The sequence below is a fragment of the Paracidovorax citrulli genome (assembly GCF_900100305.1).
Taxonomy (GTDB): Bacteria; Pseudomonadota; Gammaproteobacteria; order Burkholderiales; family Burkholderiaceae_C; genus Paracidovorax; species Paracidovorax citrulli.
The window spans coordinates 35,900-52,630 of the sequence record NZ_FNEY01000033.1 but is presented as its reverse complement, the minus strand read 5'-3'; the positions used below and the strand labels follow the sequence as shown (position 1 = coordinate 52,630).

The 16,731-nt window shown below is 68.2% G+C and carries 15 protein-coding genes; 5 read left to right on the top strand and 10 right to left on the bottom strand.

Annotated elements, in window-relative coordinates; translation table 11 throughout:
- Positions 1-75: 75 nt before the first annotated feature.
- Genes BLR99_RS18710 through BLR99_RS18695 form a run of 4 tightly spaced genes read right to left on the bottom strand, consistent with a single transcriptional unit; the run spans position 76 to position 3,052 of the window.
- Positions 76-525 (bottom strand): hypothetical protein, encoded by a 450-nt coding sequence (locus BLR99_RS18710; protein WP_074687434.1) that lies wholly within the window; start codon positions 523-525, stop codon positions 76-78.
- Positions 509-1,270 carry a guanylate kinase gene (locus BLR99_RS18705; RefSeq protein WP_228193994.1) on the bottom strand — a complete coding sequence of 254 codons (762 nt, stop codon included), beginning with the start codon at positions 1,268-1,270 and terminating at the stop codon, positions 509-511. The genes BLR99_RS18710 and BLR99_RS18705 overlap by 17 nt, the downstream gene beginning before the upstream one ends.
- The gene (locus tag BLR99_RS18700) at positions 1,263-2,237 is read right to left on the bottom strand and encodes a transketolase family protein (RefSeq protein ID WP_017438058.1); all 975 of its coding nucleotides are present in this window, start codon (positions 2,235-2,237) and stop codon (positions 1,263-1,265) included. Before BLR99_RS18700 ends, BLR99_RS18705 begins: the two co-directional genes overlap by 8 nt.
- Complete coding sequence (locus BLR99_RS18695) at positions 2,234-3,052, bottom strand: transketolase (protein WP_074687436.1); 819 nt, start codon at positions 3,050-3,052, stop codon at positions 2,234-2,236. Before BLR99_RS18695 ends, BLR99_RS18700 begins: the two co-directional genes overlap by 4 nt.
- A 691-nt stretch (positions 3,053-3,743) precedes the next feature.
- Here BLR99_RS18695 and BLR99_RS18690 point away from each other — a divergent pair.
- The 3 genes from BLR99_RS18690 to BLR99_RS18685 all read left to right on the top strand — a co-directional run bounded on the left by BLR99_RS18690 (position 3,744) and on the right by BLR99_RS18685 (position 8,080).
- Positions 3,744-5,000 carry an MFS transporter gene (locus BLR99_RS18690; protein ID WP_017438056.1) on the top strand — a complete coding sequence of 419 codons (1,257 nt, stop codon included), beginning with the start codon at positions 3,744-3,746 and terminating at the stop codon, positions 4,998-5,000.
- Positions 5,001-5,224: 224 nt separating this feature from the next.
- Positions 5,225-6,022, top strand: coding sequence for an excinuclease ABC subunit UvrA (locus tag BLR99_RS23905; protein ID WP_377703629.1), 798 nt, complete (start codon positions 5,225-5,227; stop codon positions 6,020-6,022).
- A gap of 3 nt (positions 6,023-6,025) precedes the next feature.
- Positions 6,026-8,080 (top strand): excinuclease ABC subunit UvrA, encoded by a 2,055-nt coding sequence (locus BLR99_RS18685; protein WP_377703627.1) that lies wholly within the window; start codon positions 6,026-6,028, stop codon positions 8,078-8,080.
- Between the two features lie 18 nt (positions 8,081-8,098).
- Here the strand turns inward: BLR99_RS18685 and xth are convergent, their stop codons facing one another.
- The 5 genes from xth to BLR99_RS18660 all read right to left on the bottom strand — a co-directional run bounded on the left by xth (position 8,099) and on the right by BLR99_RS18660 (position 13,098).
- Positions 8,099-8,887, bottom strand: coding sequence for an exodeoxyribonuclease III (xth, locus tag BLR99_RS18680; RefSeq protein ID WP_011795242.1), 789 nt, complete (start codon positions 8,885-8,887; stop codon positions 8,099-8,101).
- Between the two features lie 90 nt (positions 8,888-8,977).
- Positions 8,978-9,343, bottom strand: a complete 366-nt coding sequence (locus BLR99_RS18675; protein WP_011795241.1) for a response regulator — start codon at positions 9,341-9,343, stop codon at positions 8,978-8,980.
- 60 nt (positions 9,344-9,403) lie between these two features.
- Positions 9,404-9,982 (bottom strand): hypothetical protein, encoded by a 579-nt coding sequence (locus tag BLR99_RS18670; protein ID WP_017439629.1) that lies wholly within the window; start codon positions 9,980-9,982, stop codon positions 9,404-9,406.
- The gene (locus BLR99_RS18665; protein WP_377703624.1) at positions 9,979-10,722 is read right to left on the bottom strand and encodes a methyl-accepting chemotaxis protein; all 744 of its coding nucleotides are present in this window, start codon (positions 10,720-10,722) and stop codon (positions 9,979-9,981) included. Before BLR99_RS18665 ends, BLR99_RS18670 begins: the two co-directional genes overlap by 4 nt.
- Positions 10,723-10,755: 33 nt before the next feature.
- Positions 10,756-13,098, bottom strand: coding sequence for an ATP-binding protein (locus BLR99_RS18660; protein WP_048857333.1), 2,343 nt, complete (start codon positions 13,096-13,098; stop codon positions 10,756-10,758).
- Positions 13,099-13,406: 308 nt separating this feature from the next.
- Between BLR99_RS18660 and BLR99_RS18655 the strand changes: the two genes are divergently transcribed.
- Both BLR99_RS18655 and BLR99_RS18650 read left to right on the top strand, forming a co-directional pair.
- Positions 13,407-14,456: an AAA family ATPase gene (locus tag BLR99_RS18655; protein ID WP_029413123.1), complete on the top strand. Its 1,050-nt coding sequence runs from the start codon at positions 13,407-13,409 to the stop codon at positions 14,454-14,456.
- A 1-nt stretch (position 14,457) separates the two neighbouring features.
- Positions 14,458-14,961: a cysteine--tRNA ligase gene (locus BLR99_RS18650; protein ID WP_017438991.1), complete on the top strand. Its 504-nt coding sequence runs from the start codon at positions 14,458-14,460 to the stop codon at positions 14,959-14,961.
- A 34-nt stretch (positions 14,962-14,995) separates the two neighbouring features.
- Here the strand turns inward: BLR99_RS18650 and treF are convergent, their stop codons facing one another.
- The gene (gene treF / locus BLR99_RS18645; protein WP_377792910.1) at positions 14,996-16,693 is read right to left on the bottom strand and encodes an alpha,alpha-trehalase TreF; all 1,698 of its coding nucleotides are present in this window, start codon (positions 16,691-16,693) and stop codon (positions 14,996-14,998) included.
- Positions 16,694-16,731: the final 38 nt, after the last annotated feature.

Sequence of the window (16,731 nt, the reverse complement as noted above, 5' to 3'; positions counted from 1 at the left end):
GACCTTCGACCACAACTACACAGCCTCCTACTACCTTCATGAACTCCGAACACCGGAGTCCTATCGAGGCGACAACTATTCTGACGCGGGGGGCATGCCCCAGAGCTTGACCGACGCGGGAACCACCCCGTGGTCAGCGTCACGCACCAGGACCAGGATGGAATCGCTTTGCGCATTGACCATATTGGTCAACCGCACCCGATCCACCGTCGCCGCATTCCATTGAAAACGCCATATGAGGTGCGCGGCATTCCGGTCAACGGATACCCGTGTCACCGCGACAGGTACCAGCCTCTTCTTTTGCAGGAACAGGAGCACTGACTGGCTGCAGCGCCTGGCCAGGGCCTCGGGCTTGATCAGCACGAATGAATGGCCATAGACGAATTCGCCCACACGATCGCCCCAGACCCGGCACAGGATTTCCCACGCTTCCTCGGAAACGAAATCGCTCCGATAAGCCTGGATCTTCGCATCCTGTACCGTGAGCAGCGAGAGCAGTTCACCATATTCATTCTGCATCGGCATTTTGCGGCTGCAGTTGTGCGATGCGATTGATACGCTCGAACAAGGGATCGTAGTAGAACATCATCGAACGCGGCGAAAGCTTCTTGCAGGTCGGCCCCACGTTTCTCAAGCGGACGAGCCTGTGCCTTTCGGCGATTTGTATCGCCTTGAGAACCGCAAGACTGCCGTCCAGGTCTTTGTTGACGAGGTGGTATTCGTGTTCATCGACGTAGCTGAGGTCCTGCAGCGCCATCTGCTGCTTGATATAGAGTTCCTCGCCCCGCTCCGTCCCCCGTTTCTCGAGGCGCACGAGAAGCTCCTCGAATGTCGGAGGAATGACGAATATCCCGACGACCTGCTCCCTGAATTGGCGGCGAAGGTTGATGTACAGCTGCGGCGTGTAATCGAACACCAGGTCCTTTCCCGCCGCGATGGCCTCCTGCAGGGGTTTGATCGGCGTGCCGTAGTACTTCCCTTCCGACGGATTCACCCATTGCGCGAAGGCCTCTGCCTTGACCATCTCCTGGAATTCGTGCCTCGATACGAATTCGTAGAATCCGGACTCATCGACGGCAGAGGAAGAACGCGGCGCGCGCGTCGTGACGTTGGGGACATAACCCAGGTCGGGAGAATCGCGGAGCCAACGTTTGATCAGGGTGGTTTTTCCCGTACCACCGGGGCCCGAGACCACGAAGAAAGTGCTGGTGGGCTTGTCGTCGAAACTGACCTTGGGCGCAGCCTCCGGCAATAGTGGTTGTTTATGCACTGGCCATTTCCTTGTTTTCGCGATTCATCGCAGCCAGCCAATGCCGCACACGCGAGGCCATCTGCGCGGGCTCCAGCCCGAAATGCCTGAGCAGGTCGCTGCTGTCGCCTACCGGCGCGAATACACCCGGCACGCCGAGCGCCAGCATCGGTGTCGGCGCACGGCTGACGACCACCTCCGCAACGGCACCGAACAGGCCTCCCCCGACCTGGTGCTCCTCGGCGCATACGATTCCCATCGTATCCCGGCAGGCCTGGACAATGGCTGCCGTATCGAGCGGCGCGATGCTGGAGAAATTCAGGACGCGGCACGTGATGCCGTCGTCCTCCAGGAGCCGCGCGGCCTGGACGAGGTGATGCACCATCGAACCGGTGCCCAGCAGCGCGACATCGCGTCCGTCACGCAGCCTCTCGGCGTGGCCGAACCGATACTCGTCGCGGCTGGTGATGTTTCGCCGCGCCCCTCGCGCCAGACGGACGAATGCCGGCCCTTCATGCGCATGCAGGGCCCTGGCGACGGCCTTCGCTTCGCGAGCGTCGCATGGCGCGGCAAAGCGGACGTTCGGAAGGACCCGGATCCACGCGATGTCCTCGATCGCGTGGTGCGTCGCCCCGAGCGAGCCGTAGGTGAAACCGCTGCTGAACCCGCAGAGCTTCACGTTGGCCTTCGACATGGCGATGTCCACCTTGATCTGCTCCAGCGCTCTCCCCGAAAGAAAGCATGACGCCGCGCAGACAAACGGAATCATGCCGCCGCTGGCCAGCCCGGCCGCCACGCCCACCATGTTCTGCTCGGCAATACCGACGTCGAAAACCCGATCCGGAAACTCTTCCAGAAAGAATTTGGCATTCGTCGAAGACAGGCAATCGTTGATCACCAGGCACACCCTGGGATCGTGCCTGGCGAGATGCAGCACTTCCGCGGCGAAGGCGTCCTTGGGATCTTCCAAGCCCTCGTCCACGTTCATCGGCTCAACTCTTCCAGCGCCTGCGCAGCCTCCGCTGGCGAAGGCAGTTTGTGGTGCCACGCTGCATTCCCCTCCATGAAAGAAACACCTTTGCCTTTTTTCGTCATCGCGATCAGGCACCGCGGCCGCGTTGCACGCGTACCCCGGGCAAGACCGTCGAAAATGGCGTCGTGGTCATGACCGTCGATTTCCTCGACGTCCCAACCGAAAGCGCGCCATTTGTCTGCCAAAGGCCCCAACGGGTTGACCTGCTCCGTGCCTCGTCCTTGCTGCAGTCCGTTGCGGTCCACAATGGCCGTCAGATTACCGAGACGCCGCGCACTCGCAAACATCGCCGCCTCCCAGTTGCTCCCTTCCTGCAATTCGCCGTCTCCGAGAAGGACAAACGTCCTGTGCCTGCTGCCATTGGCCAATGCAGCGGCAGCCGCGCCCGTGGCGAAAGGCAATCCATGCCCCAGCGCACCGGTACAGGTTTCGATTCCGCCAACGGAGGACGAAGGATGGCCGCCGAGCAATCCCCCTGGACGACCATAATCCAGCAGCATGCCTTCGTTCCAGAGTCCCAATTCGATCAATACCGAATAAAGGGCCAAGGCAGCATGCCCTTTGCTGAGGACGAAACGGTCTCGCAACGGGTCGTTGAAAGAACGGGATGCCATGACCGATCCGTAGAGGACCGTCAGAATATCTATGGCGGAGAAATCTGGGCCAAGGTGGCCGAAATGGCTTTGGGCCGTTACCGTCAAGCACCGGATTCGGGCGCGTTGCGCGATTTTTCTGGAACGATCGACATCCAACCGGGGGCACCCCCGCATGCCCCTGGCCACTGCCAGGCCGTCTGCCCCATTTCCATGGGTTCTCATGGTATCTCCCCCTCCCCTAAGAAATATTCGAACGATCCACAGTCCGGCGCCGGGATCGATGCAGGAACGTGGCCTGCGTTGCGGCTTCACTGAGAGCCGGTTTTGATGAAAGTATAACGACAGAAAATAAGCAGATTCCAAATTCTTGTATCGCAATGTTTCTGCTTGTCCGGTCAACATCCCGAAATCACATGGCGAGCAATTGCGCCAGGAACCGCCTGCCGCAGAAATTGCGACAGCGGGGCGAGGCTGGCCACCGAAGCCGCGGCTGGGGTGCGCCGAGCGGTAGGTGAGCAGCGTGACGGAGCCGCGCGGCGTTCCTGCGGGTCGCCGGCCGGTGCAGTTCGGTTTCGAGGGCTTGCAGAGGTGCGCGCAATGCGGTGTCGTCGCGGTGTCGTCGCGGTGTCGTCGCGGTGTCGTCGGTCTGCATGCGGCGAGCCAACGCCCATCGCGCTGACCCACCGTGCCTTCCTCCTGGCGATCAGCGCCATGCGCAATGGCAGGATCACGACAGAGATTGGCAGAAGCGCGCGAACCTGCCACAGGCCGACGGCGTACGCTCGTTGCTTTCCGCAGCCGCCCTGCCCTGCCTCCACCTGCAGGCCAGGGACGCCGGCCTCTAAAGCCCTTTCCCCACCCCACGATGACCGCCACGACCGCAGATCCCGCGCAACCAGCGCCCTTCGCCCCGCCCGCCGCCGCGACCCCGCCGATGCAGGACACCACGCCCCAGGCCTTTCTCCTGCCCATCGTCGGCGGCGCGGCCTTCGCCCACCTGCTCAACGACATGATCCAGGCGATGCTGCCGTCGATCTTCCCGATGCTGAAGGCGAATTTCTCGCTGAGCTTCGGGCAGATCGGGATCATCGCGCTGGTGTACCAGGTGACGGCGTCGCTGCTGCAGCCGTGGATCGGGTTCTATACCGACAAGCACCCCAAGCCCTACCTGCTGCCGGCGGGCATGTGCATGACGCTGCTGGGCGTCGCGCTGCTGGCCGTGGCGCACAGCTATCCGATGCTGCTGGTCGCGGCCGCGGTGGTGGGCGTGGGTTCGGCCACGTTCCACCCGGAGGCGTCGCGGATCGCGCGGCTGGCCTCGGGCGGGCGGTTCGGCACGGCGCAGTCCACGTTCCAGGTGGGCGGCAACACGGGCACGGCGATCGGGCCGCTGCTGACGGCGGCCATCGTGATTCCGCACGGCCAGCCGGCGGTCGCGTGGTTCATGGTGGCGGCGCTGCTGGCGATCTTCGTGCTGTACCGGCTCACGGTGTGGGTGCGCCACCATGGGGCGGCGAAGGCCCGTGGCCTGGCGCGGGGCGGCAGCGAGGGGCTGGACCGGGCCGGCGTGGTGCGGGCGGTGGCCGTGATCTGCGTGCTGATGTTCGCGAAGTTCGTCTATATCGCTTCGTTCACCAACTACTTCACGTTCTACCTGATCGAGCGCTTCCACGTCAGCGTGCAGACGAGCCAGATGTTCCTGTTTCTCTTCCTCGCGGCGGTGGCGGCGGGCACGTTCGCGGGCGGGCCGGTGGGCGACCGCATCGGCCGCAAGGCGGTGATCTGGATCTCGTTCCTGGGCGTGGCGCCGTTCGCGCTGGCGCTGCCGCATGTGGGCCTCGCGTGGACGGCGGTGCTCGCGGTCGTGATCGGGCTGGTGATGTCTTCCGCCTTCGCCGCGCTCGTGGTGTATGCGCAGGAGGCCGTGCCGGGCCGCGTGGGGCTGGTGTCGGGCCTGATGTTCGGATTGATGTTCGGCATCGGCGGGATCGGGGCGGCCGGGCTCGGTGACCTGGCGGACATCCACGGCATCGTGTGGGTGTATGGCGTGACGTCTTTCCTGCCGCTGCTGGGGCTGGCGACGGCCTTGCTGCCCGATACGCGCAAGAAAGCCCGGGCCTGACTTGGCACGGGACGGTGCCACGGCCGCCGGCCTGGCGCCGGGGTGCCCTCGTCCTACGCGACGACGGGCCGCGCCGCTGGCGCGGATGCCGGGCGGGCGGTGCTAGCTTCGAGCTTCGGTGGCTGCCGTCCCTGTGTCGGCGCCCGGGCCGGCCACGCTGATGAGCCATCGCGACGCAGGCCGGGCGGGTGTCAGCGGCCGAGCCCCGAGGAAGAAAGGCCTCCATGCCCTCCCAGTCCAAGCCCCATTCCCCATCCCCATCCAGATCCCGGCGCACATCGCGCAGCGAACCGCGGCCCGCGGCGGAGCCATCGCCATCGCCATCGCCATCGCCATCGCCGCAACCCGCGCCCCGGGCCACATCGCCCGCCACGCCATCCATCGACGGCTTCGTGCGCGTGCGCGGCGCGCGGGAGCACAACCTCCGGAACGTGGATGTGGACATCCCGCGCGATGCGCTGGTGGTGTTCACGGGTGTGTCGGGCTCGGGCAAGTCGTCCCTGGCCTTCGGCACGCTGTATGCCGAGGCGCAGCGCCGCTACCTGGAGTCGGTGGCGCCCTATGCGCGGCGCCTGATCGACCAGGCCGGCACGCCCGAGGTGGATGCCATCGACGGGCTGCCGCCCGCGGTGGCCCTGCAGCAGCAGCGCGGCACGCCGACGGCGCGCTCTTCGGTGGGCAGCGCGACGACGATTTCCAGCCTGCTGCGGCTGCTGTATTCACGCGCCGGGCAGTATCCGGCGCGCCAGCCCATGCTGTATGCGGAAGACTTCTCGCCGAACACGCCGGAGGGCGCGTGCCCGCACTGCCACGGCATGGGGCGGGTGTACGAGGTGACGGAGCGGTCTCTGGTGCCGGACGACCGCCTCACCATCCGCGAGCGCGCCGTGGCGGCCTGGCCGACCGCCTGGGGCGGGCAGAACCTGCGCGACATCCTCGTCATGCTGGGCCACGATGTGGACGTGCCCTGGCGCGACCTGCCGCGCAAGACGCGCGACTGGATCCTGTTCACCGACGAGTAGCCGGTGGTGCCCGTCTATGCGGGCCTGGACCGCAAGGCCGCGCAGGCGGCGCGCAAGGCGGGCACGCCGCCCAGCTACATGGGCACCTTCAGCAGCGCGCGGCGCCATGTGCTGCACAGCTTCGCGCACAGCCAGAGCGCCCGCATGCGCGAGCGCGCGGCGGCCTTCCTGGTAGGCAGCCCCTGCCCGGCCTGCGGCGGCAAGCGCCTCAAGCCCGAGGCGCTGTCCGTCACCTTCGCGGGCCACGACATCGCCGAACTGGGGCGCCTGCCGCTCGGCGAACTGGCCCGCCTGCTGCAGCCCGCGGCGGAAGGCCGGCTGGGCGACAGCCTGCGCCCGTCCGGCGGATCGCGCGCGCCAGCACGCCCGGGCGCCGACAGCCACCGGGCCCATATCGCGCGCCGCGTGGCCGCGGGTGGCTCGGCCCATGCCGCAGCGCCGGACGTGCGCCGCACGCCGGACCTGTCGGAAGAAAAGGTGCTGGCCGCCCAGCGGCTGGCGCAGGAGATCGGCGCGCGCATCGCCGCGCTGTCGCAGCTGGGGCTGCATTACCTGACGCTGGACCGCTCCACGCCCTCGCTGTCGTCCGGCGAGCTGCAGCGCCTGCGGCTGGCCACGCAGTTGGGCTCCCAGCTGTTCGGGGTGGTGTATGTGCTCGACGAGCCGTCGGCCGGGCTGCACCCTGCCGACGGCGAGGCGCTGCGGGCCGCGCTGCACCGGCTCAAACGCGCGGGCAATTCGCTGTTCGTGGTGGAACACGACCTGGCCACGATGCGGGCCGCCGACTGGCTGGTGGATGTGGGGCCCGGCGCGGGCATGCACGGCGGCGAAGTGCTCTACAGCGGCCCGCCGGACGGGCTGGCCGCCGTGCAACCGTCGCGGACGCGGCGCTACCTGTTTCCCGGGCGGGACGGGCCGGCACCGGTGCAGCGCACACCGCGCGAGGCCGCGGGCTGGCTGCGGCTCGAAGGCATCGGGCGCCACAACCTGAAGGGCGTCGATGCGGCCTTCCCCGCGGGCTGCCTTACGGCGGTGACGGGGGTTTCGGGCTCGGGCAAGTCCAGTCTGGTGAGCCGCGCGCTGGTGGAGCTGGTCGCGCAGGCGCTCGGCTCGCCGCTGGCGGACGCGCGGGAGGATGAAGAGTCCGTCCCGGATGGCAGCCCGGGCGGCCCGCCACATGCGGCGCCGCAGGACGACGACCCCGGGGCCGCCGACGATCCCGGGGGCGCAACGGCCGGCCGGATCGCGGAGCTGGCGGGCATTCGCCGCCTGGTGCGCGTGGACCAGAAGCCCATCGGCCGCACGCCGCGCTCCAACCTCGCCACCTACACGGGACTGTTCGACGGGGTGCGCAAGCTGTTCGCCGCCACGCCCGCCGCGCGGCGGCGGCGCTACGGGCCGGGGCGGTTTTCATTCAACGTGGCGGCGGGGCGCTGCCCGACCTGCGAGGGCGAAGGTTCGGTGAGCGTGGAGCTGCTCTTCCTGCCCAGCGTGTACGCTCCCTGCCCCGATTGCCATGGCGCGCGCTACAACCCGGCGACGCTGGAGGTGCGCTGGAACGGCCTGGACATCGCCGATGTGCTGCGCCTGACGGTGGACGCGGCCTGCGAGGCTTTCGCGCGAGAGGCCGCGGTGCTGCGGCCGCTGGCACTGCTGCGTGAAATCGGCCTGGGCTACCTGCGCCTGGGCCAGCCGGCCACGGAACTGAGCGGCGGCGAGGCGCAGCGCATCAAGCTGGCCACCGAGCTGCAGCGCCCGCAGCGGGGCGACACGCTGTATGTGCTCGACGAGCCCACCACCGGACTGCACCCGGCCGACGTGGACCGCCTGCTGGTGCAGCTCGACGGGCTGGCCGCTGCGGGCAATACGGTCGTCGTGGTGGAGCACGACATGCGCGTGGTGGCGGCGTGCGACTGGGTGATCGACATGGGCCCCGGTGCGGGTGGCGACGGCGGCCGCATCGTGGCGGCGGGCACGCCGTCCGAGGTCGCGCGCCAGGCCGGCAGCCGGACCGCGCCCTACCTGGCCCGGGCGCTGGCCGGAGAGCCTGGCGCCTGACGCCTGGCGGGCGGCGGCTCATGTCCCGCCCTGCCCCGGTGCCAGCAGCGCCCAGGCCGGGGCATGGTCGCTGGGCCGGGGCCGGCCGCGCACTTCGCGGTCCACGCCCGCGTCCTGCAGGCGGTGGGCCGCCGCGGGGTTGAGCAGCAGGTGGTCGATACGCAGGCCGGCGTTGCGCTGAAAGCGCTGGCGCAGGTAGTCCCAGAAGGTATAGACCGTCTCGTCGGGATGCACCGCGCGAAGCGCGTCGGTCCAGCCGCTGTCCACCAGGGCGCGGAAGGCATCGCGCACCTCGGAGCGGAACAACGCGTCGTCCACCCAGGCCCCGGGTTTGTACACGTCGCGCTCGGTGGGAATGATGTTGAAGTCCCCCGCCAGCACCACCGGCTCGGGGCGGTCGCGCAGCACGCCGGCCCGCCGCGCGAGGCGGTCGAGCCACGCGAGCTTGTAGTCGAACTTCGGGCCGGGGGCCGGGTTGCCGTTGGGCAGGTAGAGGCAGGCGACCAGCACTCCGTCCACGGCGGCCTCCAGATAGCGGCTCTGGCTGTCGGCTTCGTCGCCGGGCAGCCCGCGCTGCACCTCGATGGGATTGGCCCCGCGCGCGAGGATGGCCACGCCGTTCCAGGCCTTCTGCCCGTGCCAGAGCGCGCCGTAGCCCGCGGCCCGGATCTCCCCGGCCGGGAAGGCGTCGTCGGTGCACTTGAGTTCCTGCAGGCAGGCGACATCGGGGCGGGATTCCTCCAGCCACTGGAGCAGCGCCGGCAGGCGGGCGCGGATGCTGTTGACGTTGAAGGTGGCGATTTTCATGGCGGCTCTTTCGAGCCCCCAAGGCTACGCCGCGGCGGCGGGCCGGCGGTAGGCGGCGGCGCCGTCGTGCCGCCAGCCGGGCCGCAAAGCTCAGGCGGCCAGCTTCTGGAACGAACCCAGCACCGCGGGGCCGTTGAAGGGCTTGACGATCCAGCCCTTCACGCCCGCGGCCTTGCCGCGCTCCTTCATGGCGGGCGAGCTTTCGGTGGTGAGCATGACGATGTTCACGCGGTGGTTGCCGAGCTCGCTGCGCACGCGCTCCACCATGGTCAGGCCGTCCATGTGGGGCATGTTCACGTCGCACACGATGAGCTTGATGCCGCTGTGCTGCTTGAGCTTGGCGAGCCCGTCGCGGCCATCGACGGCGAGCGCGACCTGGAAGCCGTTGCTGCCCAGGAAGTGGCCCACTTCGCTGCGCACGGTGCTCGAATCATCGACGACAAGGATGTTGGCCATGGGGTGCTCCTTTTGGAAAAGTTCAGAAGAAGGAATGGGACAGGGGGCCGGCGGACGACCCTAGAACAGTTCGAGTTCGCCGGACGCCACCGCCTCCGGTGCCGCGGCGCCGCCGGTCCAGTGGAAATCCTGCGGCACGTAGGCGCGCGCGCAGAGCGAGGCGTGCAGCGCCAGGTCGGGCCGCACGTCCATGCGGAAATGGCGCACGTGCTCGAAACCCGCGCGCGTGAAATACGGCGCGCAGCGCGCATCGAGGATCTGCGGTGTGGACAGGCCGAGGAAGGCCTGGAAGGCACCCAGGTCGCGGTTGATCGCGCCACAGCAGAGGTTGCCCATCTCGCAGATCCGGTCGAGGAAGGCCTGATCGCCCATGCCGGCGGCGTCCAGCCCGGCGGTTTGCGCCACCCACGCGCGCCAGGCCGGGCCGTGCGCGAAATGCAGGGCCGCGACGACGCGGAAGGAGAACGAGGCGATCGAGAGCACGGCCATGTGGGTGGGGCCGTCCCTGTCCGGCAGCGCGTCCACCGGCTGCACGGCCACGCCGCTGCAGCGCGCCACGCTCTGCTGCAGGGCCGAAACCATCATGCGGTCCAGGCTGTCGCGGGCGCGGGGGCCGAGGAAGGAGACCGGAGCGCTCATGCGCCTTCCACCACCGCGGCACCGTCCAGGGCGGCCTGGATCCGGCGGTTGGCCAGTTCCAGGCCCATGGCGGCATTGATCACCATCTTGCCGCCGGCCTGCATGTCCTGGAAGGTGGTGGTGGCGATCAGGTCGTTTTCGTAGAGGCTGGTGCGGTAGTCGCGCGAGAGCCGTTCGGCGCTGGCCGAGAGTTCGCGCATCTCGGTGGCCACCACGTCGAAGCCGCGGCCCGCCACGCCGGCACGCGCGGCCTCGATGGAGGCGTTGAGCGCCACGATCACCATCTTGCGCACGATCTGCGAGAAGGCGTCGTTCTTGTCGTGCAGGCTGCGGTTGTGGGCCACGAGGGTGCTCATGTCCGCGTGCCAGCGCTCGAAGGTCTTGCCGATGCCCTGCAGTTCGCGCAGCGCCTCGGCCTGGGCCCGCGCATGGCCGAGCGTGTGGTCCGCGCGCTCCCGCAGGCGGTGTTCGGATGCGCGCCCCTCGCCCTCCAGCCTGCGCTCCCATTCGGCGGACGCATCGTCGAACTGCCGCCGGGCCTGCGCCAGTTCGGCCTCCAGCTGCGCGCTGCGCGCCTCCAGCGCTCGCGCCGCCTCGCGCGCTGCGGCATCTCCGGCCGCCGCACCGTCCATGGCCTGCCGCCGTGCCTGCTCCAGCGCCGATCGGCGGCGCGCGGACAGCCAGGCGGCTGCGGCCGCCACACATCCACCCCCCAGCACGCAGCCTGCCAGGAGCTGCATCCAGCCATCCATCATGTCGCTCCACCCCCCACGTCAGGCCACCACCGCCCAGCGGGCGGGCAGGCGCAGCACGGTTTCGAACGGCGTGGCCGCGCGCGGGGCGCCGCCGGCCAGCACCAGCTGGATGCGGCCGCCCAGCGATTCCACGAATGCCTTGACCGCATCCATTCCCACGCCGCGGCCCGACACGGCCGTCACCTCCCCGGCCGTGGAAAAGCCCGGCGCGAAGATCAGGTGGGCGACGTCCCCGGGCGCGGGCGCGGCGTCTTCCGCGATCAGGCCCCGCGCGCGGGCCTGGGCCTGGATGCGGTCCAGGTCGAGGCCGCGGCCGTCGTCGGCGAGCCGGATTTCCAGCTCCTGCGCATCCAGCGCGGCGCCGATGCGGATGCGGCCCGCGGCGGGCTTGCCGCGCGCTGCGCGCTCGCCCGCGGGCTCGATGCCATGGTCCAGCGCATTGCGCAGCAGGTGCATGAAGGCATTGCGCAGCGCATCGGCGGCCTGCGGCTTCACGGCCACGGGCACGCCGGACTGCAGGACGACCTCCGGGGCCTCCTTGCCCAGGTCCCGGGCCAGCGCCGGCAGGGAGGCGGCCACGCCGCCCACCACTTCGTCCAGCCCGGCCGCGTCGGCGTCGGCGAGCGCGGCGGCGATGCGCTCCAGCGCGGCGCGGTGGGCCGGGGTGCAGCCGGGGTCCCGCGCCAGGGCGCCGATGCGCGCGCACAGTTCCTCGATGCGGGCGCGCGGCAGCTGCACCGCCTGCGCATCGCCCACCGCGTGGCCCGCGCCGCGACCCAGGGTGCCGTCATTCACGCGCACATAGGCCTGGAGAGCCCCGGCCACCGCCTCGAGTTCGGCCTCCAGCCTGGACTGCAGGACGGCATCGCCCCAGCCGGCAGGGTCGTCCCGCAGCGCCGCGTAGCGCTGCTCTGCCACATGCGCCGCATCGGCGATGCGCAGCAGGCCGTAGGTGCGGGCGTTGCCCTTGACGGTATGCATGTGGCGGAACAGAGCCGCCAGGGCGTCCGGCAGCGCATCGGGCCGCGACACCGCGGAGCCGAGCAGCGCCCGGTTGTCCTGCAGCAGGCGCCCGGCGCTTTCGGAGAACTCGCGGAACTTGTCTGCCGCCACGCCCAGCAGTTCGCCGACCATGGCCAGTTCCTCCTTGCGCGCCTGGGCGTCCCGCGCCAGCTCGCGCAGCTCCGTCACGTCGCGCAGGCTCAGCAGCAGGCGCTCCACGGTGCCGTCGGCAGCCGTGATGGGCGACCAGCCCAGCTCGATCACCTTCACGCGGTCGCCGCCGAAGCGCGCCTGCAACTCCTGCGGCAGCAGGTGGGCGTTGAACGAGAAGTTGAGTTCGTCCTCGCCGATGCAGGCGTCGATCGCAGCCAGGGCCTGGGCGCGCGCATCGGCACTCAGGTCTGAGCGGTCGAACAGCAGCGCATCGAGCGTGCGGCCGGCGATGCCGTCCTCTTCCAGGATGCGCGCGAGGTGGTCCGAGTATTCGGGGTGGATGGTGCGCCCGGCCTGCAGGGTCAGGATGCCCTGGGGAATGGTGTGCAGCATGGCCTGGATGTCGGCCGTCTTGCGGCGCACCAGCTCGGAGCTTTCCTGGATCTTCTCCACCATCGCGTTGAAGGCGGTGAGCGAGCGGCCGATTTCGTCCATGCGGGTGACGGGCACGCGGTGCGAGAAATCCTGGCTCGTGGCGATCTCGGTCATCTTGAGCTCCATCTCGCGGATGGGGCGCACGATCTGGCGGTAGAGCAGGTAGCCCGCGGCGGCCAGGCCCAGGATGGCGACGGCGGCCACGGCCAGCAGCGTGGTCGTGGTGTGCTCCAGCTGGGCGTTGAGCGAGCCGATGGCCTCGTCCTTGGTGCGGCGCTTCTCCACCTGGATGGCATCGATCATCTGGCCCTGCTCGCGCAGGTACTGGTCCACCGTGGCGGCCATGAAGGCCTCGGCCGCGTCCTGCTGGCCGGCGAGCTTGAAGCGCGCCGTGTCGTCGATGGCCGCGAAGTAGTTCTCCAGGCTCATGGCGGCCTCTTTCACCAGGCAGCGCTGCGCATCGCTGTCGGCCTCCTGCAGTTGCTTGTCCAGCGCCTTCTGCAGCACCGCCTTGCGCTCCACCAGTTGCTCGTGCAGTTTCTGCGCGGCATCCGCGTCGCTCGCGGACACCATGCCCAGCGCGGCCATCTGCACGTCCTTGAGCTGGCCCATGAGCTCCACGGAATGGATGGCGCTGGGCACGACGCCCTCGGTCACCCGCTTGACCTGCCGGGCCCCCTCGGCCGACTGGTAGAGCGCGAAGCCCCCGACAGAGCACAAGGCGAGAAAGGCGAGAACGATCAGCAGGGTGATGCGCAAGCGGACGGTCATGGCAGGGGCGATCCACGCATGTAACAAGATGCATCCAGTATGGAATCGGCATATGGCGCGGGGATGACAAACCCCGTGGAGGTGGCGGCCGTCTCGGCGCGGCGACGACGGGCCAGACGAAGGAAATGCGTCTGCACATACCGCAGAGGCAGCCTCGGCCGCTCGCTCCTGCCTTTGCGGCAGAGGGATGCGACCGTAGGCAGGGACGTCGCATCGAAAGCCCGGGCACTGGTTACCATCGGCATGAACGACATCTCTTCAACTAGAAAAAGGCGCTACGTCCACCCCAACGCCAGGTGAGGAAAACAATGCTGAAACAGATGCACCTGAAAAATTTCACGGTCTTTTCCGACGTGAAATTGGACTTTTCTGCTCAACTGAATGTGATCGTCGGCGAGAACGGCGCCGGCAAAACGCATTTGCTGAAAGCGGCCTATTCCGTCATGGCGGCCAGCCATGACGAGGGCAGGAAACCGACTGCAGAGACGCCGACCAAATCTGCACTGCAAAGTCTTCTTGCCACCAAGCTCGTCAATGTATTCCGCCCTGAAAGCCTGGGACGCCTTGCCAGGAGGCGGCAAGGCCGAGAGCGGTGCGATGTCTCCTTGCTCTTCGCCGACGCAGAGTTGAACATCGACTTCAGCTTTGCCACGAACAGCAAGTCGGAAGTCGCCGTGGGCAACGTTCCCAGGAAATGGCTCACCTCTTCACCCGTCTATCTTCCGACGCGCGAGTTGCTGACCATCTTTCCCAACTTCGTCTCCATCTATGAAAGCCGTTTTCTCGAGTTCGAGGAAACCTGGCGCGACACCTGCCTGCTGCTGGGAACTCCGCTACAGCGAGGCCCGAAACAGCACCGGATCAAGGAACTGCTCCAACCACTGGAAAAGGCCATGAATGGAAGCATCGACCTCGATTCGAACGGACGCTTCTATCTCCAGCACAGCAGCGGCAGAATGGAAATGCCTCTCGTGGCCGAAGGACTCAGAAAATTGGGCATGCTCGCACGCCTGATCGCATCCGGTGTGCTGCTGGACCGAGGCTACCTTTTCTGGGACGAGCCCGAAGCCAACTTGAATCCGCGCCTGGTCAAGGAGGTTGCAGCCGTCATAGCGGCCCTGAGTCGGTCAGGCATTCAGATATTTCTTGCGACCCACAGCCTGTTTCTGCTGCGCGAGATCGAAATCCTGATGCAGGACCACCGCCATCCAGATGTCGCAGCCCGATTCTTTGGACTGCAGCCCTCCGACAACGGGATCGCTGTCATCCAAGGCCCCACCCTGGCGGACATTGGAGATATCACAGCGCTGGAGGAAAGCCTCGCCCAGTCCGACCGCTACCTGGAACTGGAGGACTGACATGCCTGAGAGCACGCTGCATGTGGATGGGCTGGACTTCACTTTTCCAGAGGGCTGGACTGCAAGCAAATACGATGAATGGAGTTTCTATCGCGGAGACATGAGCCGGATCTGCAATGGTCTGAAAGCGGTGGATGTGGTAGCGCTTTCGCCTGAAAAGCATGCGTACTTCGTGGAAGTGAAGGACTACCGGCACCCGGATACGGAAAAGCCATCCATGCTGGCCGATGCGGTTGCAGCCAAGGTCCTGCACACTCTCGCGGCCATGCTGCCCGCCCGCCTGAACGCTCAGGACACGGATGAAAAGACGCTGAGCCACCAGTTACTTAAATGCCTATCCCTCAAGATCGTGCTCCACGTCGAGCAGAGCGAAAAGCACTCGAGGATGGTGGACCCCGCAGATCTCCGGCAGAAGCTCAAGCAGCGGCTACGTGCAGTGGACGCGCATCCCAAGGTCTGCTCCGTCAGCCACATGGCAGGACTTCCCTGGACCGTGCGACTCTGACATCTCCTTGAAGATGGGTATCTTCAACCGGGGCTCAGGCCTTGGCGGTTGACCCCTTCCACGCCGGGTCATCCAGCCACGCCCGCACCACACCGTTCGTCCAGCCGAAGCCGTCCTGCAGCGGATATTCGCCGCCGTCGCCGCCCGCGGACGCATCGCAGTCGTTCTCGCACAGCGCGTATTTCTCCACCAGCCGGCCTTCCTGCTCGTACACGTGGCGCACGGTGGCAAGCCAGCGCTCGCGGATGTCGCTGGCCAGCTGGCGGCAGCCCTCGTCCCGGTCGCCATAGCGCGCGAAGCCTTGCGCGCCCATCCATTGCATCGGTGCCCAGCCATTGGGCCGGTCCCACTGTTCGCCGCTCGCGATCTCGGTGGTGGCGAGGCCGCCGCGCACCAGCAGGCGCCGCCGCACGGTCGCAGCGAGCGCGCGCGCCTGTTCCAGCGTGGCGGTGCCCGTGAAAAGCGGCGCCACCGTCGCGGCGGTGAGGGCGGTCCGTGGCACGCGGTTCTTCCAGTCGTAGTCCAGAAAAGCACCGGCCTCGTCGTTCCAGAGGAAGCGGGTCATGGCCTCGGCACGGCGCGCGGCGCGGCCCTCGAAATCCTCCGCGGTGGCGGTGTCGCCCGCTTCGCGGCTCAGGCGCGCGATCATGGTCTCGCTCGCGTGCAGCAGCGCGTTCAGGTCCACGGGCAGGATGCGCGTGGTGCAGATGCCGGCCAGGCAGGCGGTGCGCGCGGCGGCGGCGTCCAGGTCGTCCAGCCAGCGCGAGCTGAAATCCCAGCCCGACTCCGCCGCCGCGCGCAGGTCGCGGAACACCTCGTGCGCCGGGCGGGTGCAGGCGGCGGCGGTTTCCATGTCCTCGCGCCAGGATTCCTCCCGCGGGGTGTCGCGGTCGTCCCAGTAACGGTTGAGCACGCTGCCGTCGGGCAGGGCCACCACGCGCCGGTGGGTACCGCCGGGCTCCAGCCCGTCGGCGCCGTCCATCCAGAAAGCGTATTCGCGCAGCATCTGCGGCAGGTAGCGGCCCGCGCCCTGCCCCCGCGTGGATTCGCACAGGCCCGCCATCAGCGCGAACACCGGCGGCTGCGAGCGGCTCAGGTAATAGGTGCGCGTGCCGTTGGGCACGTGGCCGTAGGTGTCGATGAGGTAGGCGAAGTTGTCCGTCATCGCATGCAGCAGCCGCGGGCGCCCGCTGGGCACCAGGCCCAGCATGGTGAAGTACGAATCCCAGTAGTACATCTCCACGAAGCGGCCGCCGGGCACGACGTAGGGATGCGGCAGTTCCAGCAGGGAACCGCGCCGGGGGTGGTGGGCCGGGTGCCGCGCCAGTTCGTCCCAGAGCGCGTCGATGTGCGCCGCCAGCGGCAGGCCCGGCGGCGCGGTGGAACGCTCGCAGGCGCTGCGCGGCGGGGTGAAGTGGCGATGCACGAAGCCGGCCAGGTCGAAGCCGGGACCGCCGCGTTCGGCGCGGTAGGCGGCCAGGATGTCTTCGGGCGGCATGCGGGGCGCACAGTCCACGAAGGTCTTGGAATCCTCGAACACGCGCTGGCGCTGCACCTCCACGAACAGCTCCTCGTAGCGGTCGGCCGGGGAGCGCGTGTCCGGTGGCGGAACGCTGCGGGCCGCGGCGGCGCGGGCGGCCGGGGTGGCGTCGATGGGACCGGTGCCCTCGATGGGCGGCACCGCATGGTGCGCCCGGGGCTCTGCGCTGGAATGTGTGGGCAATGCGGACATGCGGCGGGTCAGGGTCAGGGTCAGGGTCAGGAAGGGAG